This is a genomic window from Jeotgalibacillus sp. ET6 (genome assembly GCF_029667115.1).
Lineage (GTDB): Bacteria > Bacillota > Bacilli > Bacillales > Jeotgalibacillaceae > Jeotgalibacillus.
The window spans coordinates 312,463-330,314 of sequence record NZ_JARUIU010000001.1; the positions used below are offsets into that span (position 1 = coordinate 312,463).

Sequence of the window (17,852 nt, forward strand, 5' to 3'; positions counted from 1 at the left end):
AAACAGTCTAATTGAGAAGTATTCTTAATCAAGGGATAAATCGTCCATATTATTGTTTTCAGGAAATACAATAAGCTGAGCTTATCACTGCACATAACTTTATTGATATTTACTTATCGCAAACAGTGTATTAAGATAGTATTGTGCGCTTGTAGTTTACATACAAGGATAAATGACTATTAATATGAGGGGGAAATTCAATGACTAACCAGGACGTTTTTGGATCAAAAAAATCCTTTGATCTTGAAGGTAAACGCTACCATTACTACGAACTTAAATCATTGGAAGAAAAGGGTTTAACGAAAATATCAAAACTTCCATATTCCATTCGCGTTTTGCTAGAGTCTGTTTTAAGACAGTATGATGGAAGAGTGATTAAAGAAGACCATATCAAAAACCTTGCAAATTGGGGTTCAAAAGAAGTGAAAGATTCTGAAGTGCCGTTCAAGCCTTCACGTGTTATTCTACAGGATTTTACAGGAGTTCCGGCAGTTGTGGATCTGGCTTCATTAAGAGATGCTATGTCTAAAATGGGCGGTTCACCTGACAAAATTAATCCTGAAATTCCGGTAGATCTGGTAATTGACCACTCTGTTCAGGTAGATAAGTACGGTACAGCTGATTCCCTGCAGGTGAATATGGATCTTGAATTTGAACGGAATGCTGAGCGCTACCAATTCCTGAGCTGGGCTCAAAAAGCGTTTAATAATTACCGTGCCGTTCCGCCTGCAACTGGTATTGTTCACCAGGTGAACCTTGAATATTTAGCAAATGTTGTGATGAATGTTACAAATGCTGAGGGCGAGACAGTAGCATTCCCTGACACACTAGTAGGAACAGATTCACATACTACAATGATCAACGGCATCGGAGTACTTGGATGGGGTGTTGGAGGAATCGAGGCAGAAGCAGGAATGCTTGGCCAGCCATCCTATTTTCCAATCCCTCAAGTTATTGGTGTCCGCTTGACAGGAGCTCTTCCACAGGGAGCTACTGCTACTGACCTGGCGCTGAAAGTGACTCAAGTGCTTCGTAAAAAAGGAGTCGTCGGAAAATTTGTTGAATTTTTTGGTGAAGGGGTTGCTGTTCTTCCTCTTGCTGATCGTGCTACTATTGCAAACATGGCTCCTGAGTATGGTGCAACTTGCGGATTTTTCCCGGTTGACAAAGAATCACTTGAATATATGCGTCTGACTGGCAGAGAAGAATCAGATATTAAACTCGTAGAAGAATATTTAACGAAAAACGATATGTTCTTTACTACAGATAATGAAGACCCGACATACACAGACGTAGTAGAGCTGGATCTGTCGAAAATAGAACCTAATCTGTCTGGCCCTAAGCGTCCACAGGATTTAATTCCGTTATCTGCTATGAAAAAAGAATTTCATAAAGCATTAACCGCTCCTGAAGGAGTTCAAGGATTTGGACTGGATAAAGCGGAAGTAGATAAAGAAGCGGTAGTGGAGTTTGATAATGGTGATGTTGTACCGATGAAAACAGGTGCTATTGGAATTGCTGCCATTACAAGCTGTACGAATACTTCAAACCCATACGTTATGCTTGGTGCAGGATTAGTTGCGCAAAAAGCTGTAGAGCTTGGCATGCAGGTGCCTGCCTATGTAAAAACTTCTTTAGCCCCAGGATCAAAAGTTGTGTCAGGCTATCTGCGTGATGCAAATCTGCTGGATCCTCTGGCAAATTTAGGATTTGATCTTGTTGGTTATGGCTGTACAACCTGTATCGGAAATTCCGGACCTTTACTGCCTGAAATCGAAAAAACGATTTCAGAAAGTGATCTGCTTGTTTCTTCTGTTTTATCCGGAAACCGGAATTTTGAAGGTCGTATTCATCCGCTTGTTCGTGCAAACTATCTTGCTTCCCCGCCTCTTGTTGTGGCGTATGCTCTGGCTGGAACGGTTGATATTGACCTTCAAAAAGATGCGATTGGAAAAGATCAGAACGGTAATGATGTTTTCTTGAAAGACATCTGGCCAACGACAGAAGAAGTAAATGAAATTGTTAAGCAAACAGTAACACCTGAGCTTTTCCGCGAGGAGTACAAGCGGGTGTTTGACAACAATGAGCGCTGGAATGAGATTCAAACAAGTGAAGATGCTCTTTATACATTCTCAGATGACTCTACGTATATTCAAAATCCTCCATTTTTTGAAGGACTGACTGAAAAACCGTCGAGCATTGAAGGATTAAATGGGCTGCGTGTGGTAGGAAAATTCGGCGATTCCGTTACAACGGATCATATTTCTCCGGCAGGTGCAATTGGCAAGGACACTCCGGCAGGATTATACTTGAGAGAAAATGGTGTAGCCATCCGGGACTTTAATTCATATGGTTCAAGACGAGGCAACCACGAAGTAATGATGCGCGGTACATTTGCTAATATCCGTATACGCAATCAGGTAGCTCCTGGAACAGAAGGCGGTTATACAACCTATTGGCCGACAGGTGAAACCATGGCAATATATGATGCCTGCATGAAATATCAACAGGACGGAACAGGCCTTGCAGTTCTTGCAGGTAAAGATTATGGAATGGGATCATCCCGTGACTGGGCAGCAAAAGGAACAAATCTGCTGGGAATTAAAACGGTTATTGCTGAAAGCTACGAGCGAATTCACCGTTCCAACCTTGTATTTATGGGCGTTTTACCTTTGCAATTCAAAAAAGGCGAAAACGCTGAAACACTAGGGCTGACAGGCCGTGAGGAAATTTCTGTAAACATTACAGATCAGGTAAAGCCTCGTGATATTTTAACTGTCACAGCTAAAAATGAAGACGGAAAAGTAACAGAATTTGATGTATTAGTTCGATTTGACTCTGATGTTGAAGTCGATTATTTCAGACATGGCGGTATCCTCAGAATGGTACTGCGCGATAAATTGTCTGTTTAATACCGATGTTTCATCCCGCACATCAGTAGTGCAGGATTAGCATCAATTGGGCTAATTAGTTTAAGCTAAAAGGAATGCCTCCATGAATATTTATTCATGGAGGCATTCTTTATTTAATTCGGTTCCCGTGCATGAAAGTTCACATTATTGGTGCAAGTAAGAAGTGAGCGGAGAGGAAAATGCCAACTCTCTCAAGGATTTAACCAATCTGAAATTTTACATGGCATGTTACTGAATAGGCTTTGCTCAAACCTTGCAAAAATGTCGGTCTAACACTCTTGTCCCAGGTTTCTGCTGTTTTATGGAAGGTCTTAAAACCCGTCCTCCAGATGACGTCCTAAGTCCGGTCTTACAGGGATCAGCATGCTTGTTTAAAATTGTCGAAATTTTTACTTTTTTATGTTTAAAATGTTCAGGTCTGTGAGATACTACAATTAGGAGGTGTTGATGAATGAGAGTAAAGGGTAAAACCCTGCAGGAGCTTATGGCTGAAAATCGTTCTGAAATTCAAAAAGATCCAATAAAAATGGATTTGATTGAAGATCGTCTTGAGAAAAGATGGCTGGCATGGGAAAAAAGAAGATAATGTTGCTGCATTCTGTCCAGCCGGATAGAGTGCTTTTTCATTTTATCTGGTCAGATGTTGTATGGTAAACTAAGAAAAAGAAATGAAGGGGCTGAGCAATAAAGAATGAAAATAGCTGATAAAGAAATCGAGGTACGATATGCCGAAACAGATCAGATGGGGGTCGTCTACCATGCAAATTATCTTATCTGGATGGAGATTGGAAGAACCTCTCTAATTGAGTCAATGGGTTTTCGGTATTCAGAAATGGAAGATGAAGGAATTCTTGCCCCTGTTATGGATATACAGGTTTCTTATAAAATCCCAATCCGGTATGGGAACAAAGCAATTATTAAGACCTGGATAGAGCACTACGATGGCTTGCGTACACATTATGCCTATGAAATCACGAATGAAGTGGGGCAAATAGCTGCAACGGGATTATCAAAACATGTATGTGTTCGAAAAGAGAATTTCAGGCCCGTATCAGTCAGAAAACTTTTTCCTGCCTGGCATGAAGCCTGCGAAAAATATAAAAAAAAGGAACCTCATTCAATTAATGGGTAGGGGTGATACATATGGCTTTTGGTATAGATAAAGAAGCATTAAAGGATTGGAAAAATGCAATCGATAGGGGTGAAATCGCTTTTTTAACACATTATTGGCTTGACGATAGATATCCACAATACCACACGGTGACAAAAGCAGGAGCCAAAAACCTGGATCAGCTGGCTTTATGGGGGGAGAACTATAAATTAAAAAAAGAGTGGATTCACGTACGTAATGATGGATATTCTCATTTTGATCTGCTTGGGAGCACTCAAATACATATATTAAAATCCGAGGGACTCAGCGACCATCTGTCCCGTTTCAAGCTAATAAAAGAGTGACAGCTTATCCAAGCCGTCACTCTTTTAGTTAATTTTTGTTGTAATCGTATGCCGGACCATCTGATTGTTCACTGTACTCTACTTCAAGATTATGTCCGTCAAAGTACCAGACATCTTTTTCTTCAACATAAAATGTAATGCCTTCTTCTTCTGTTGTCACGACAGCTTCGATCGGGTCATCCTTGCTGACGCCAAGTGAAAATCCGTCCTGAATCGGGCTTGATCCGCCGTACCGAACGAAAAAACGAACGTGATCCCCTTCTTTAACCATCATTTCATCTTGAAACCATTTAACTGCTGCTTTTGAAAGTTGGATATCCATGCCGTTTTCGTCCTCCTTTATTAACTGAGCTGGTTTTATTATAATAGAAATGAGGAAATAAAGACAAACATGAGACTTGAGAGGAGAACTTATGGAAAAGAAACTTTTACTATGGATTGGAGCCGCGATCTTTGGCGGTCTTCTTTTACAGACATTTATTCAATTAGAGACAAAGTATCAAATGGAAGCGGCATTATTTATTTTATTCACTGCGGCTGTTTACTTCAGCCTCTTAATCGTTAAGAAAAAGAAATTCAGTCTTTATCTAGGACTGACATGCACGCTTGGCATCGTTTCTCTGCTGCTTATCTTCCTGGGCCCGCTCTTTTTACCTGTGCACTAAATGAATTACATTAAACAGGCAGCTTTCTATTCAAAAATGAATAAAAGGCTGCCTGTTGTATTTAAGCTGACGATGCCTGACATAGCGTTATTTTCTGGACATCCAGTTGATCTTAGGTTCTGTTTTGTTTTTAATTCTTGAAATATTGCTTTTGTGACGAATGATCACAAAACCAGCCATCAATGTAACAATGATGAGCAAAGCAGGATCATCAGCGAAAAATATACAATACAGTACTGCAAAAACACCTGCAGCCATTGATGAGAGAGATACATATTTTGATAGATATAATACAATGAGAAAGCAGAGCACAACCAGAACGAATAATAGCGGTTCGTAGCCCAGTATGACGCCGGAGGAGGTTGCTACGGCTTTTCCGCCTCTGAAGTTCGCGAATATAGGAAACATATGTCCAATGACAGATACAACTCCTGCCACAAGCATTAAGCTTTCATGTCCAAGCGCGTATGCGATCAGGACTGCAGCTGTTCCTTTCAAGATATCCATTACGGTAACCACGATTCCTGCTTTAATTCCAAGAACGCGGAACGTATTTGTAGCTCCTAAGTTTCCGCTTCCGTAGTTCCTGATATCCTTATTATGAAAAAGTTTGCCGATCCAAAGTCCGGAGGGGATCGAGCCAATTATGTAGGAAAGTAAAAGTATTGCTGCTGCAATCATAAAATTGCTCCTTTATTATGTAGATACAATTATTTTATCATGAAATCGGTGAATAAGGTGGTTTTTATTCGTCAATGGTATTAGAATTTGAAAGATGCATAGAAACATATGACTTAGCAGATAAAAGGGGTACAGGATAATGAAATTGGCTATAAGTTCTCTTCAATGGTTTATTTTTATGATTGCTTCCTCGATAGCAGCGCCGATCGCAATTGCGGCTGTGTTTCAGCTGGATCCTGCACAGACTGCAGGATTTATTCAAAGAACACTACTCGTGCTTGGTGCTGCAGGAGTCATTCAGGTGTTTTTAGGACATAGACTTCCGATTAGTGAAGGACCAGCAGGATTATGGTGGGGTGTTTTTTCAATATATGCCACTTTTGTCGGGGTCATTTACACAACACCTTATGAAACGCTTCAGGTCTTGCAATCGGGCCTTCTTATCAGCGGGGTTATGTTTATCCTATTATCAGCAACTGGAATTATTAATAAAATTACCGCTCTGTTTACGCCGGTTGTTACTTTTACATATTTGATGCTGCTGATATTTCAATTAAGCGGTTCGTTTTTAAACGGAATGGTTGGTCTGCCAAATGAAGAAGGAAAAATAAACAGTTTAGTCTTGATTGGTTCCGTCATTACCATCGTGATCGCTTTTTGGCTGAATAAACACAAAGCCGGATGGATCCAGCGCTATTCAATTATTCTTTCGATTGCTGCAGGGTGGCTGCTCTTTATTTTACTTGGTGAAGCATCCTTTACTGCATCCCGCGATGAATCAATCATAGCACTCCCTGAATTTTTTGCGTTCGGACCACCCATACTGGAGAGTGGGGTCTTTGTTACTGCAGTCTTTATTACATTCCTTCTCACAGCAAATATGGTGGCATCCATTAGAGTGATGGAATCAGCTCTGGCAGAACATTTTCAGGAAAAACCTGCATCACGCTACAAAGAGGCAGGGTATGCTGCTGGTTTTAACACGCTTTTCAGCGGAGCGGCGTCAGCAATTGGCCCAGTTCCTATAGCGGGTGCTGCGGGATATGTAGTGGCTACAAAAACACCTGGAAGAACCCCGTTCTGGATAGGGTGTCTACTTGTGGCTGGAGTGAGCTTTATTCCTTTGATTACAAATGCTATGGCTCAAATACCGGCTGCTGTAGCATTTGCCGTGACATTTGTTATCTTCACGAATATGATTCGCCTTGCATTTCTTGAGTGGCAAAAAGAAAAGAATGTTGAAAAGGGACTTTCCGTTGTAGGCATTTCCTGGCTCGTCGGAGTCGGTCTAATGTTCGTTCCATCCTCAGCCTATACGGATCTGCCTGTTGCAATGAGTTCTATTTTATCTAATGGACTTATAACGGGTACCGTGACTGCAGTTCTAATAGAGCAATGGCATATGAGGACGTTTAAAAACGCATCAGAAGAATAAGCTGCCAAATGTTTTTTTAGAGGTTTAAGCCATAAGCCTTAGGGAATTTATAATTAGTAAAACTTTAAAAGGATGGTGAATAAATGATCACGTTTGAAAACGTTAAGAAAACATTTGCTGATGGCACAGAAGCCATTAAGGGAATAGATTTACATATCGAGGAAGGCAAGCTCGTTGCACTCATTGGGCCAAGCGGCTGCGGCAAAACCACCACGATGAAAATGATCAATAAGCTGATTCATCCTTCCTCAGGAACCATTTCCATAAACGGTAAAAATATTGCTGACCGTAAAGATGTGGATCTTAGAAGAGATATCGGCTATGTTATCCAGCGCATCGGGTTGTTTCCTCATATGACAATAGAGGATAATGTCGCGCTGATTCCTAAACTAAAAGGAATTAAAAAACAGGAATACCTTAAGCGGGTTGATGAATTATTAAGTCTAGTCGGGCTTGAGCCGTCCGTTTTTAAGAAAAAATATCCACTTGAACTGAGCGGAGGACAGCAGCAGAGGGTTGGCGTTGTAAGAGCGCTTGCAGGGGAGCCTCCCATTATCTTAATGGATGAACCATTCAGTGCATTGGATCCGATCAGCCGCGAACAGCTTCAGGCTGAACTTAAAGACTTACAGAAATCCATAAGAAAAACGATTGTTTTTGTAACACACGATATGGATGAAGCGCTTAAAGTGGCAGATGAGATCGTCGTGATGAAGGACGGTTCAATCGAGCAAATTGCCACACCTGATGAATTACTCAGGCAGCCGGCAAATGACTTTGTCCGCTCATTTATTGGAGAAGAAAGGATTCAGTCCGCTCTTAATACTTTCAGCCCCTATACAACCAAGGTGACAGAGATCATGGATAAGTCCCCGGAGGATTCAACAGAGATGCCGGCTATTCACGCAGAAGCTGATTTAAAAGAAGCTGCTGAGATGATGGTTGATCAAAACGCTCAGGCATTGCAGGTCATCCAAGATGAAACAATGCTTGGTGTAATTTACAAAGATCGTTTATTAAGCAAATTAGCCGGCATAGAGAGAGGAGCCTGATATGCAGTTTATTTCGGATTTCTGGGATGTTGTGATTCAAAGACAGGATATTATTATTGAAGGCGCGATTGAACATTTATATTTATCTTTCTCAGCAATAGTCATCGCCATTCTAATCTCTGTGCCGCTCGGCATCTTTATATCGAGGCATCAGAGGGTGGCGGAGTTTTACATTGGAATTACGGCTGTATTTCAAACGATTCCAAGTCTTGCTTTATTTGGATTTTTAGTGCCCATCCTTGGGATAGGCTTTGAAACTGCTCTTATAGCACTTATTATTTATGCATTACTGCCTATACTAAGAAATACATATACCGGCATTACCGGTGTGGATCAGGCTGTAATAGAGGCAGGTCACGGTATGGGAATGACCGGCACACAGATCCTTTTTAAGATTGAGCTTCCGCTTTCACTCCCTTTTTTAATGGCGGGAATCAGAACGGCCACGGTACTAACAGTGGGAATCGCTACACTGGCTACTTTTGTAGGCGCTGGTGGACTGGGCGATGTAATATGGCGGGGTCTTCAATCTTATAACAATGAACTTGTACTGGCAGGAGCCATACCGGTTGCACTGCTTGCGCTGTCGTTTGATTTTATTTTAAAATTGCTTGAAAAGTATACAACTCCAAAGGGAGTTAAACTGAAATAACCTGTGTTAAATTCCAATAATAAAGTGAGGTATTATGATGAAACGAGCAAACTCAGTACTGGTAACGACTTTAACGGCATCCCTGCTTCTTGCGGCATGCGGTTCTGACGAAGGAAATTCAGAAAGAGATTCAAGCGAACCGATTATCATATCAGGAAAGGCATTTACTGAACAATACATTCTTCCAAGCATCCTGCAGCAGTATATTGAGCATCATTCAGACTACGAAGTAACGGTGAATGATGGACTTGGCGAAGTAAGTGTTCTTCAGCCGGCGCTTGAAAACGGAGATATCGATATGTACGTGGAATACACCGGGACAGGCCTTGAAGCTGTACTTGGCATGCAGGCAGAAGAAGGCGAATCAAGCGACAGTATTCTAGAGCGAGTCAGAGAAGGGTATGAAGAAGAGTATAATATTACCTGGCTTGAGTCGCTTGGTTTTGCTAATGACTATACGATGGCTTTTGCAGAGGGTGCAGATTTCGAAGCATCAACCTATTCAGACCTTGCTGAGATCTCTGATCAGTTATCCTTTGGTGCGCCTCATGCCTTTTACGAGCGCCAGGGAGATGGGTATGAGGCTTTATCACAAGCATACGGCTTTGAATTTTCTGCAACTGAAAGCCTCGATGCAAATCTCATGTACCAGGCTGTTCAAGATGGTCAGGTTGATGTGATACCAGCGTTTACAACGGATGGGCGTATTGAAAGATTCAATTTACAGACGACAGAAGACGATCTTGGCTTTTTCCCTAAATACGACGCTGTACCGGTTGTGCGTCAGGACGTATTGGAAGCTTACCCTGAATTAGAAGGTCTTATGGGTGAGTTGGCAGGACAGATTTCTGAAGAAGATATGCAGGAAATGAATGCAAAGGTAGATATTGATGGTGATACTGCTGCTAATGTTGCACAGGAATTTTTAGAATCCAAAGGTCTTTTAGAATAAAATTCAAAAAGGACGTGTTCATATGATTAAAAACCCCTCCACAAAAGAAATTGGAGAAATACTAAACGGAGCTAAAAGAATCGCCGTTATCGGTCTCAGTGATAATCCGGCGAGAACCTCATACAGTGTCAGCCAGGCGATGCAGCGGGCGGGATACGAAATTATCCCTGTAAATCCTACCATTAAGGAGGCACTTGGTGTAAAAGCTGTTTCTTCCCTTGACGAAATAGAAGGGAAGGTGGATATCGTAAATATCTTCAGACGTTCTGAATTCTTAAAAGACATTGCAGATGAATTTCTGAAGACAGATATTCCGGTATTCTGGTCGCAGCTTGGCGTAGCAGACGAAGCGATTTTTAACTTACTGGATTCAAAAGGCAGAACAGTCATTATGGACAGATGTATTAAAGTTGAACATGCCATGACCAGATAGCGCATTGAAAAATTGATTCTGACAAAACTTACACAGTTTATAGAATGAGGAAATATTTAGTAAGAATAGGAGGAGAACAGAGCGGAAGGTGGCGACTCCAGCAGGATATGACGGCAATCTGAGCTTTTACAGGGTAAGGCCCTGAAAAGGCTCAAGCCCCGTCCCTGAGGAAAGCGTCCACCTGAAAAGAAGTGAACCTGTCGTAGAGCTTGAGACACTATTGTCCCAGGCTCTTTTTTTATTTAAAAATAATGAGTTGGAGGATAATTTTTTCATATTCTTCCGCATTAGAAATGGATTTCAGTCATCAGCAATTTTCTTTTTTAAAATTTTTCTACTAAGATAAATAACGATCATTGAACGATTTATTCCCTGTACGGGCAATAAAATGCTATGATCTAGTAACGTAGAGTCCGGGTGCTGGAGGAATTAATCTGTTTGAAATTGTTTAAGTACCATTGAAATCCATCATAATCTAGGTATAGAATATGATGGTGAAATATGAATGTTATGATACAATGTAAAAAAACGAACAAGTGTTTGTGTAATTTGGAAGGGGAATGTCCGTGGCTAAGAAAGCAACGATCGAATACAACGAAGATGCCATTCAGGTACTTGAGGGATTAGAGGCGGTAAGAAAACGGCCGGGGATGTATATCGGATCTACGGATTCGCGTGGACTTCATCATTTAGTTTATGAAATAGTAGATAATTCAGTGGATGAAGCGCTTGGAGGATATGGCGATGCGATTCAAATCATTCTTCATAAAGATGACAGCGTTTCTGTAAGGGATTTTGGACGGGGTATGCCAACGGGTATACACCGCTCAGGAAAACCCACGCCAGAGGTTATTTTTACGATCCTGCATGCGGGAGGCAAATTTGGCCAGGGCGGCTATAAAACAAGCGGAGGCTTGCATGGAGTAGGTGCTTCAGTTGTAAATGCTTTGTCCGAATGGCTGACCGTTACGATTCATCGTGATGGAATGATCCATGAAATGAGATTTGAAAATGGTGGAAAACCTGTTACCGCCCTCGAAAAAAAGGGCAAAACAAAACAAACCGGAACACTGATTCATTTTAAACCGGATACATCTATTTTCAGTGCCACACATTTTAATTATGACACCTTGTGTGAAAGACTGCGGGAAAGCGCATTTCTTTTAAAAGGATTTAAAATAGAGATCATAGATGAGCGCAATGATAAAAAAGATCTTTTTCAATTCGAAACCGGTATTGAAGCATTTGTAACTTACTTAAATGAAGAAAAAGATGTTCTTCACCCAGTGGTTTCCTTTGAAGGTGAAAATGAAGGCATTGAGGTTGATTTTGCTTTTCAATTTAATGATGGATACTCTGAAACCATTTTGTCTTTTGTGAATAATGTTCGCACGAAAGATGGCGGAACTCATGAAGCTGGAGCAAAAGCAGCGATGACGAGAGTTATAAATGAATATGCAAAAAAAATCAGCTTATTAAAGGAAAAAGATAAAAATCTTGAAGGTGCTGATATCAGAGAAGGATTTGCTGCTATTATTTCAGTTCGAATTCCTGAGGGGATTCTTCAATTTGAGGGACAAACAAAAGGTAAACTGGGTACAACAGAGGCAAGGTCTTCTGTTGACAGCGTTGTAGCCAACCAGCTTCTTTATTTTCTTGAAGAAAATCCCGAAATCAGCACCCTGCTTATTAAAAAAGCGATCAGAGCTCAGCAGGCGAGAGAAGCAGCAAGAAGAGCAAGAGAAGATGCGCGAAACGGAAAGAAACGGAAAAAATCAGATACCATTCTGTCTGGTAAACTGACTCCTGCCCAATCAAGGAATGCTGCGCGAAATGAGCTTTATTTAGTCGAAGGGGATTCTGCCGGCGGATCAGCAAAGCAGGGACGGGATAGAAAGTTTCAGGCGGTGCTGCCTTTAAGAGGTAAGGTTATTAATACGGAAAAGGCGAAGCTTGCTGATATTTTTAAGAATGAAGAAATAAATACAATTATTCATGCTATCGGTGCCGGAGTAGGCGCTGATTTTGAAGTTGATGATATTCAATACGACAAAATCGTAATTATGACAGATGCTGATACAGATGGTGCTCATATTCAAGTCCTGCTTTTAACGTTTTTTTATCGCTACATGAAGCCGATGATTGAAGCAGGCAGAGTGTATATTGCACTTCCACCCTTGTATAAAGTAAGCAAGGGCACTGGAAAAAAAGAAGTGATTGAATATGCCTGGACGGATAATGAACTCGGAGATGCAGTGAAGAAAGTGGGGAAGGGGTACATTCTGCAGCGCTATAAAGGTCTTGGAGAAATGAATGCCTCCCAGCTATGGGAAACAACGATGAACCCTGAAACCCGTACATTGATCCGTGTCAAAATTGATGATGGTGCCCGAGCTGAACGCCGAGTAACGACTTTAATGGGTGACAAAGTAGAGCCGAGGCGTAAATGGATAGAGTCAAACGTTGCGTTTGGCATGGAGGACACACAAAACATCTTAGAGAACGATCAGATCATGGTTTCAGAGGAGGACTAAAACATTATGACAGCAACAGAACGGTTTCAGGACCTTCCACTTGAAGAAGTACTGGGAGATCGATTTGGAAGATACAGTAAATACATTATTCAGGAACGGGCTCTCCCGGATGCAAGAGACGGGTTGAAGCCTGTTCAGAGACGTATCCTTTATGCGATGCATTTTGAAGGAAACACACAGGAAAAAGGCTTCAGAAAGTCTGCCAAGACGGTAGGTAATGTAATCGGAAATTATCATCCTCACGGCGATTCTTCTGTTTATGAAGCAATGGTGAGGATGAGTCAAAGCTGGAAGGTCCGCAATATGCTGGTTGAAATGCATGGGAATAACGGAAGCGTAGATGGTGACCCGGCTGCTGCGATGCGTTACACAGAAGCCAGACTTTCTGCGATTGCCGGAGAACTTCTTCGTGATATCGAAAAAGAGACAGTCGAACATATATCGAATTTTGACGATACTTCAGTAGAACCCACTGTCCTGCCTTCCCGCTATCCTAATTTGCTTGTTAACGGCTCAACGGGAATATCCGCAGGCTACGCTACAGAAATACCGCCTCATCATTTAAGTGAAGTCATTGATGCTGCCATTATGCGTATGGATAAGCCTGCATGTACTGTAGATGAACTGATGACTGTATTAAAAGGTCCGGATTTTCCAACCGGAGGTATCATACAGGGAGTAGACGGTATAAAAAATGCGTATGAAAAAGGAAAAGGTAAAATTGTCATTCGGGGAAAGGTAAGTGTTGAAGACCTCAGAGGAGGACGCCAGCAGCTAGTCATCACTGAAATACCGTTTGAAGTAAATAAAGCAAATCTTGTGAAGAAAATGGACGAATTCCGGGCAGACAGAAAAGTTGAAGGCATCTCAGAAGTTAGAGACGAAACCGATCGCACAGGCCTCCGGATTGTGATTGAACTTAAAAAAGAAGCAGATTCAGATGGAGTCTTGAATTTTCTATATAAGAATACTGATTTGCAGGTTCATTATAACTTTAATATGGTTGCGATCCATAATAAACGTCCCGTATTGATGGGGCTTGCTCAGCTTTTAGACGCTTATATCGATCATCAGAAGGAAGTTGTAACGAAAAGAACCCAATTCGATTTAAAGCGGGCCAAAAGCAGAGAGCATATTGTAGAAGGATTGATTAAAGCTCTTTCAATTCTAGATGAAGTGATAAAAACAATTCGCGGCTCAAAGGATAAAAAGGATGCAAAAATAAATCTTCAATCCCAATTTGAGTTCACTGAACCTCAATCTGAAGCCATTGTTTCCTTGCAGCTTTACCGCTTGACCAATACGGATATTACGGCCTTGCAAAAAGAAGCAGCTGAACTTGAGAAGCTGATTGAAGAGTTGACAGCTATCTTAGCGAGCGAAAAAAAATTAAGTGCAGTGATTAAAAAAGAACTCAAAGGGATTCAAAAGCAGTATGTTGATGAACGAAGATCGGTTATTGAAGATCAAATCGCTGAGATTAAGATCAATATGGAAGTGCTGGTTGCAAGTGAGGATGTAATTGTAACGGTTACGAAAGACGGCTATATTAAAAGAACATCTCAAAGGTCTTATTCGGCATCGAACGGACTGGATTTTGCCATGAAGGATACGGACCGTCTGCTGACTAAAATAGAGGCAAACACAAAAGAAACCCTGCTGCTGTTTACCAGCAAAGGAAATTATATTTATGCCCCTATTCACCAGCTGCCGGATATACGGTGGAAAGACCTCGGCCAGCACATTGCAAGTATTGTAAATTTAGATAGAGATGAGCAAATCATTAAAGCGATGCATGTTAAAGAATGGAATGATAATGAGTTTCTTATCTTTATCACGAAAAATGGAATGATTAAAAAATCCAGCTTCGCTCTTTATCAAGCGCAGCGTTTTTCCAGAACATTTGTTGCCTTAAATGTAAAAATAGATGATGAACTGCTGGATGTTCTGCATACGGATGGCACGAGTGAAGTGTTTATTGCCACTTCTCTCGGTTATGGTCTCAGATTTAATGAGAAGGACGTTACGCCTGTCGGCCAGCGGGCAGCAGGAGTAAAGGCGATTAATCTCAAAGAGGACGATCATGTTGTAAGAGGGCTGAAGGTCAGCGAAAGGGATCAACTTCTTATGGTTACGCAGCGTGGGGCTGTTAAAAAGATGAAGCTTAGTGAATTTGAAATGGCCACACGTGCAAACCGAGGCTTACTCATGCTGAAGGAATTGAAAAAAAATCCTCACCGTGTCATCCAAATCTTCACTATTGATTCAGATTCTGAGGAGTTTGTGATTGAGACTGCAGAAGGACACAGGACAGTAGTCAGAGGCTCTTCTTACCGGGTAAATGACCGGTATTCAAACGGTTCGTTTGTGTTAGATGAGTCAGAAGTAGGGAAAATAACAGCTGCCTGGGCACAAATTCAGGGCACCGGCGTTTAAACTTAAAAGCTTGGGGAATGGAAGAAGGAACCGCTTTCTTCCATTTTTCATTTTAGAAATGCAGGTAAATTTTATAAGGAGTGATTTATTTGAAGCAAATGCCTTTACAGTTTGTAGACGGATTAAACAATGCAGCTTCAGCGTTGAACGGATTTTTATGGGATTACATACTAATTATTGTTTTATTAGGCTGCGGGCTTTATTTTACAGTTAAAAGCGGATTTTTACAGTTTACACGGCTGGGGGATATGGGAAAGCTGTTATTTGAAAAATCCACCATTTCTTCTGAAGGAAGAAGAGGAATTTCTTCTTTTAAGGCATTTACCATCTCAACCGCATCCCGTGTCGGTACAGGAAACCTCGCTGGAGTGGCAACAGCCATTTCACTCGGTGGGCCGGGCGCCGTTTTTTGGATGTGGGTGATTGCCTTGGTAGGGGCAGCTTCTGCTTTTGTAGAATCTACATTAGCACAGGTTTATAAAATTAAGGACAAGGACGGGTTCCGCGGCGGACCTGCTTATTATATGGAAAAAGGACTTAACGCAAGATGGATGGGCATCATCTTTGCCGTCATCATTTCAATTACTTTTGGATTGGTATTTAATTCCGTTCAATCGAATACGATCTCGTTTGCATTAGAAGGTTCATTTGGGTGGAACAGGACGATTATCGGACTAGTTTTAGTGGCTCTAACCGGTTTGGTAATATTCGGCGGTGTAAATAGAGTGGCAGCTGTGACAAGTACCGTGGTGCCAGTTATGGCCGTTCTCTATATTTTCCTTGCTTTGTACGTTCTTGTGACTAATTTGAATTTGGTTCCTGAAATGTTTGGAATTATTTTCAGCAATGCTTTCGGTTTCACAGAAGTTGTATCTGGCGGGATTGGAGCAGCGATAATGAATGGGATTAAACGGGGTCTATTTTCCAATGAAGCTGGTATGGGTAGTGCGCCAAATGCAGCTGCAACAGCGTCTGTTACACATCCAGCCAAGCAGGGTCTGATTCAGACTCTTGGAGTATTTGTCGACACCTTAATCATTTGTACCGCAACCGCATTAATTATCATTATGTCAGGTGAATACTTAAATGGAAATGACGGCATCCAGTTAACTCAGGACGCACTTGCATTTCATGTAGGAGATTGGGCTTCGATCTTTGTCAGTGTGGCAATCTTTTTGTTCGCTTTCTCCTCCATTGTAGGCAATTATTATTACGGTCAGACTAACATAGAATTTATTAAAAACAGCCCGCTGTTTTTAAATATCTACCGAATTATCGTCATGGGGATGGTATACTTCGGATCGGTTCAATCATTTAGTGTTGTTTGGAATTTAGCCGATGTATCGATGGCGACAATGGCTCTAATTAACTTAATTGCCATTAGTCTCCTTTCTCCAATCGCCTTTAAGGTTTTATCTGATTATCAAAAACAGAGGAAACAGGGAATTGATCCAGTGTTTTATAAAAACAGTATATCAGGATTGAAAAATACTGAATGCTGGGACGATGGACCGGTCGAAAAATAAGAAAAACCGTCAGGACATTTTGATCCTGGCGGTTTTTTACTTTTATCAGCTCTTTAGAACAGAAAAGTGTTGTAATGTGCTGGCAAGAACAGGTGAAATGAGCTGATTGATTTGGACAGTCGGCTCTTCCGTAGTAGTAGGAGTATCTACTGTTCCATCTCCAGAAGGATCAGGTGCTCCGTTTTGAGGAACTTCTTCTTCCTCTTCTGATCCATCCTGGATAGATTCTTCACTCTGGTCCCCGGCTGTTTCTTCTTCAGTCTGTTCAGGCGGCATCAGGCTTTCCAGGAAGGGAGACATGCCTGGATTTGGCGGAATATTCCCGTTTGCAGCTTTCAGAGCTGGTTCAGCGACTGAAAAAAAAGAGTTAGCCATGGACAAATATCCCTGCTGGTTAGGGTGGACGTCTACAGGATTAGGCAGATACTCCATCCCAAACTCGTCAAAATCTGCTCCTGCATCCACAAATTCAATATTTCTTTTAGATGCTTCATTTTCGATAATCCTATTAACAAGGTCGAGCATTTTTCTTACTCCCTCCTGCTGCGCTTCAAGGACATGAGGGTATGGAAAATAATATCCCATAGCATAAATAGAGGCTTCCGGATTAATGTCTTGAATTTCATCTAAAAGGTCTCCGTATTGTATCCTCATCTGGTTCAACGTATAATTTGCTGTGAGCTGATCATAGATTACTGTACGGCCGGCTGCATCCTGCCTGACAAGACCAAGGATATTATTAGCACCTGCTGAAAGTGTAATGAGGGAGGCCTGGCTGACTGTCTGCCTGATTTCTTCTTCATCGAGGAGCTCGTGAATATCGCTTACCGCAAAGCCGGGTACTGCAAAATCTTTTGAAAAGGCAGCCAGTAATCCGTTTTGGGCAAGTGTATCCGCAATAATATCCGCATAGCCTGCGTCCAGTGATTCATATGGCGTGGCTCCCGCAGCAACAGAATCCCCAAGGGCTACATAAACTTGCGGTGTTGAAATCTCAGCTTTTGCTGGTGAGCTAAAAACAGCAAGTGACAAAATACTAATGGATACTCCAATTTTGAATGATACATTTATTTTCGGTCTCATACTATCTCCTGCCCCATCGTAATAAAATCCGGCTTG

Annotated in this window: 16 protein-coding genes; 13 read left to right on the forward strand and 3 right to left on the reverse strand. The window is 41.5% G+C overall.

The window, feature by feature from the left end:
- The first annotated feature begins 200 nt into the window (after nt 1-200).
- The 4 genes from acnA (at nt 201) to P6709_RS01545 (ending at nt 4,367) form a co-directional block, all read left to right on the forward strand.
- Nucleotides 201-2,912, forward strand: coding sequence for an aconitate hydratase AcnA (gene acnA, locus P6709_RS01530; RefSeq protein WP_278239120.1), 2,712 nt, complete (start codon nt 201-203; stop codon nt 2,910-2,912).
- A gap of 451 nt (nt 2,913-3,363) precedes the next feature.
- Nucleotides 3,364-3,498 carry an FbpB family small basic protein gene (locus tag P6709_RS01535; protein ID WP_278239121.1) on the forward strand — a complete coding sequence of 45 codons (135 nt, stop codon included), beginning with the start codon at nt 3,364-3,366 and terminating at the stop codon, nt 3,496-3,498.
- A 105-nt stretch (nt 3,499-3,603) separates the two neighbouring features.
- Nucleotides 3,604-4,044, forward strand: a complete 441-nt coding sequence (locus P6709_RS01540) for an acyl-CoA thioesterase (protein ID WP_278239122.1) — start codon at nt 3,604-3,606, stop codon at nt 4,042-4,044.
- A gap of 11 nt (nt 4,045-4,055) precedes the next feature.
- Nucleotides 4,056-4,367: a hypothetical protein gene (locus P6709_RS01545; protein ID WP_278239123.1), complete on the forward strand. Its 312-nt coding sequence runs from the start codon at nt 4,056-4,058 to the stop codon at nt 4,365-4,367.
- A 28-nt stretch (nt 4,368-4,395) separates the two neighbouring features.
- Here the strand turns inward: P6709_RS01545 and P6709_RS01550 are convergent, their stop codons facing one another.
- Nucleotides 4,396-4,689, reverse strand: a complete 294-nt coding sequence (locus tag P6709_RS01550) for a HesB/YadR/YfhF family protein (protein ID WP_278239124.1) — start codon at nt 4,687-4,689, stop codon at nt 4,396-4,398.
- Between the two features lie 91 nt (nt 4,690-4,780).
- Between P6709_RS01550 and P6709_RS01555 the strand changes: the two genes are divergently transcribed.
- The gene (locus P6709_RS01555) at nt 4,781-5,032 is read left to right on the forward strand and encodes a hypothetical protein (protein WP_278239125.1); all 252 of its coding nucleotides are present in this window, start codon (nt 4,781-4,783) and stop codon (nt 5,030-5,032) included.
- Between the two features lie 87 nt (nt 5,033-5,119).
- Here the strand turns inward: P6709_RS01555 and plsY are convergent, their stop codons facing one another.
- Nucleotides 5,120-5,713 (reverse strand): glycerol-3-phosphate 1-O-acyltransferase PlsY, encoded by a 594-nt coding sequence (gene plsY / locus P6709_RS01560; protein WP_278239126.1) that lies wholly within the window; start codon nt 5,711-5,713, stop codon nt 5,120-5,122.
- 139 nt (nt 5,714-5,852) lie between these two features.
- On the opposite strand from plsY, the gene P6709_RS01565 reads away from it, so the two are divergent.
- From P6709_RS01565 to P6709_RS01600, 8 genes are all read left to right on the forward strand, one after another.
- Nucleotides 5,853-7,148: a purine/pyrimidine permease gene (locus P6709_RS01565; protein ID WP_278239127.1), complete on the forward strand. Its 1,296-nt coding sequence runs from the start codon at nt 5,853-5,855 to the stop codon at nt 7,146-7,148.
- A gap of 83 nt (nt 7,149-7,231) precedes the next feature.
- Entirely contained in the window at nt 7,232-8,200 is a 969-nt protein-coding gene (locus P6709_RS01570) for an ABC transporter ATP-binding protein (protein WP_278239128.1), read from the forward strand.
- Nucleotide 8,201: 1 nt separating this feature from the next.
- Nucleotides 8,202-8,852, forward strand: coding sequence for an ABC transporter permease (locus P6709_RS01575; RefSeq protein ID WP_442905282.1), 651 nt, complete (start codon nt 8,202-8,204; stop codon nt 8,850-8,852).
- Nucleotides 8,853-8,889: 37 nt separating this feature from the next.
- Nucleotides 8,890-9,804 (forward strand): ABC transporter substrate-binding protein, encoded by a 915-nt coding sequence (locus P6709_RS01580; RefSeq protein ID WP_278239129.1) that lies wholly within the window; start codon nt 8,890-8,892, stop codon nt 9,802-9,804.
- 25 nt (nt 9,805-9,829) lie between these two features.
- Complete coding sequence (locus tag P6709_RS01585) at nt 9,830-10,237, forward strand: CoA-binding protein (protein WP_278239783.1); 408 nt, start codon at nt 9,830-9,832, stop codon at nt 10,235-10,237.
- A gap of 566 nt (nt 10,238-10,803) precedes the next feature.
- A complete protein-coding gene (gene parE / locus P6709_RS01590; RefSeq protein ID WP_278239130.1) occupies nt 10,804-12,771 on the forward strand; it encodes a DNA topoisomerase IV subunit B in 1,968 nt (655 codons plus the stop codon).
- A gap of 6 nt (nt 12,772-12,777) precedes the next feature.
- Nucleotides 12,778-15,207: a DNA topoisomerase IV subunit A gene (gene parC, locus P6709_RS01595; RefSeq protein ID WP_278239131.1), complete on the forward strand. Its 2,430-nt coding sequence runs from the start codon at nt 12,778-12,780 to the stop codon at nt 15,205-15,207.
- A 98-nt stretch (nt 15,208-15,305) separates the two neighbouring features.
- Complete coding sequence (locus tag P6709_RS01600; RefSeq protein ID WP_278239784.1) at nt 15,306-16,733, forward strand: alanine/glycine:cation symporter family protein; 1,428 nt, start codon at nt 15,306-15,308, stop codon at nt 16,731-16,733.
- A gap of 45 nt (nt 16,734-16,778) precedes the next feature.
- On the opposite strand, the gene P6709_RS01605 is transcribed toward P6709_RS01600, so the two are convergent.
- Nucleotides 16,779-17,816 (reverse strand): SGNH/GDSL hydrolase family protein, encoded by a 1,038-nt coding sequence (locus P6709_RS01605; protein WP_278239132.1) that lies wholly within the window; start codon nt 17,814-17,816, stop codon nt 16,779-16,781.
- Nucleotides 17,817-17,852: the final 36 nt, after the last annotated feature.